General features: G+C 62.5%; 1 protein-coding gene. It reads left to right on the top strand.

What is annotated here, in order from left to right; translation table 11 throughout:
- A partial coding sequence (locus EN969_RS32835) for a DUF3419 family protein (RefSeq protein ID WP_245467629.1) occupies window positions 1-981 on the top strand: 981 nt, incomplete at both ends.

Raw genomic sequence — 981 nt, 5'->3', positions numbered from 1 at the left:
GAATCATCTTGCCATGACGGACGTTTCCGCAGATCTGGTTTTTCGCCGCGGCAAGGAAGTTGGAAAGGCCGTCTATCAGAACCGCCCGCTGTCGAAGGCCGGCATTTCGGAGCGGCTGTTCGCCTTCCTGTTCTCCGGCCTCGTCTATCCGCAGATCTGGGAAGACCCCGATGTCGACATGGAGGCGATGCAGCTTGGCCAGGGCCACCGCGTCGTCACCATCGCCTCCGGCGGCTGCAACATCCTGGCCTACCTCACGCGCTCGCCGGCCCGGGTCGACGCCGTCGACCTCAACACCGCGCACATCGCGCTGAACCGCATGAAGCTGGAGGCGGTGCGCCATTTGCCATCGCAGGGCGATCTGTTCCGCTTCTTCGGCGCCGCCGACACCAGCCACAATTCGAAAGCGTATGACCGTTTCATCGCGCCGCATCTCGATCCTGTCAGCCGTCACTACTGGGAGCGCCGCAACTGGCGCGGGCGCCGTCGCATCACTGTGTTCGACCGCAATTTCTACCAGACCGGCCTGCTCGGCTTGTTCATCGCCATGGGCCATCGCACGGGAAAATTCTTCGGCGTCGACCCAGCCGGCATCATGCAGGCCAGGAACATCGGCGAGCAGCGCCGCTTCTTCAACGAGGAGTTGGCGCCGGTCTTCGACAACAAGCTTTTGAGATGGGCGACGTCGCGCAAGGCTTCGCTGTTCGGCCTCGGCATTCCACCGGCGCAGTACGATTCGCTGATCACTTCTGGCGACGGCACCATGGCCAGCGTGCTGAAAGCCCGGCTGGAAAAACTCGCTTGCGATTTTCCGCTGGAGAATAACTACTTCGCCTGGCAGGCCTTTGCCCGCCGCTATCCGAACCCCGGCGAGGCCGCCCTGCCCGCCTATCTCGAAAAGCAGAATTACGAGACCATCCGCGGCAATGTCGGCCGCGTCGCCATCCACCATGCCAATCTGATCGAGTTTCTCGCCGGCAA

The organism is Mesorhizobium sp. M7A.F.Ca.CA.003.01.2.1, assembly GCF_003998945.1.
Lineage (GTDB): Bacteria > Pseudomonadota > Alphaproteobacteria > Rhizobiales > Rhizobiaceae > Mesorhizobium > Mesorhizobium ciceri.
The sequence above is the reverse complement of the archived record's forward strand: the minus strand, read 5'-3'. Positions and strand labels throughout refer to the sequence as shown.